This window comes from Bradyrhizobium sp. LTSP857, from assembly GCF_000938285.1.
GTDB lineage: Bacteria > Pseudomonadota > Alphaproteobacteria > Rhizobiales > Xanthobacteraceae > Bradyrhizobium.
On the sequence record NZ_JYMS01000048.1, the window covers coordinates 1 to 1,460 of the forward strand.

Here is a 1,460-nt window from a genome sequence, read left to right on the forward strand (position 1 = left end):
TCTCGTTGGCGCCGCTTGAATAAAAGGTTTGGGTGTGCGTGCCGTCGAGAGCGATCTGGTCCTTGGACTTGAGAAAGCCGGTGGCGTCATACACGTCGTGCTCGGTTACATAGGGCGTTCCCGCGGCGTTCGTCAGGAAAACGTCCTTGCTGTTATCGGCGTGAAGCACGGTCTCCGTGGAAAGTGTGGCCTGGCCGTTCACCACCGTATACAGCTTGGTGTCGGAGATGTCGGCCGATCCGGCGGCATACTTCAAGACGTCGCTGCTCAGGACAGCGTGACCCGAGGCATTCGTATAGGTTCGCGTGTCCGTGCTGCCGTTCGTGCCGATGGTTACCTCTGATTTGAGAATGCCAGTCGTATCGAAATAGTCGTTCGTCTTGGTGCCGTCCCCACCCAGCGTGTAGGTCGAGTCGAGGGTGCCGTCGGCGTGCGTGCGTGCCGTGCTGATGAGCACGCTCGCGGCGTTGTAGACATCGTGCTCGGCGACGTAGGTCTTGCCGGCGATGTTGGACAGATACACGTCCTTGCTCTTGTCGGCGTGCACGACGGTCTCGTTGGTGAGAACGCCGTTGGTATAGGCGAGTGAGTCCGAGGAACCGTCCGCCTTCACGACGACGCTGGTCGTCAGCTGGCTGCCGTTAGCGTTGTATTGAAGGGACGTCTTGGTGCCGTCTGCGGCCAGCGTGTAGCTGTAGTCAGCGGATCCGTCGGCGTGGGTGCGTGCGGAGCTGGTGAGGACGCCCGCGGCATTGTAGACGTCGTGCTCGGCGACATAGGTCTTGCCGGTGATGTTGGACAGATAGACGTCCTTGCTCTTGTCGGCATGCGCCACGGTCTCGCTAGTAAGCACGCCGTTGGTATAAACCTGCGTGTCCGAGGAGCCGTCGACCTTTGCGACTGTGAGGGATGTCAGTGCGCTGCCGCTAGCGTTGTATTGGAGCATAGTCTTGGTGCCGTCTGCGGCCAGCGTGAAGCTGTAGTCAGTGGATCCGTCGGCGTGGGTGCGTACGGAGCTGGTGAGGACGCCGGCGGCATTGTAGACGTCGCGCTCGGTCTTGCCGGTGATGTTGGAGAGATAGAGGTCCTTGCTCTTGTCGGCGTGCGCCACGGTCTCGTTAGTAAGCACGCCGTTGGTATAAACCTGCGTGTCCGAGGAGCCGTCGACCTTCGCGACTGTGCGGGATGTCAGTGCGCTGCCGCTGGCGTTGTATTGGAGCACAGTCTTGGTGCCGTCTGCGGCCAGCGTGAAGCTGTAGTCAGTGGATCCGTCGGCGTGGGTGCGTGCGGAGCTGGTGAGGACGCCTGCAGTATTGTAGACGTCGTGCTCGGCGACATAGGTCTTGCCGGTGACGTTGGAGAGATAGATATCTTTGCTCTTGTCGGCGTGCACGACGGTCTCGCTGGTGAGAACGCCGTTGGTATAAGCGAGTGTGTCCGAGGATCCGTCCGCCTTCACG

1 protein-coding gene is annotated in these 1,460 nt (G+C 60.5%); it reads right to left on the reverse strand.

The features are described 5' to 3' along the window. The coding region (locus UP06_RS32570; protein WP_045007815.1) for an autotransporter outer membrane beta-barrel domain-containing protein at window positions 1-1,460 on the reverse strand (1,460 nt) is incomplete at both ends.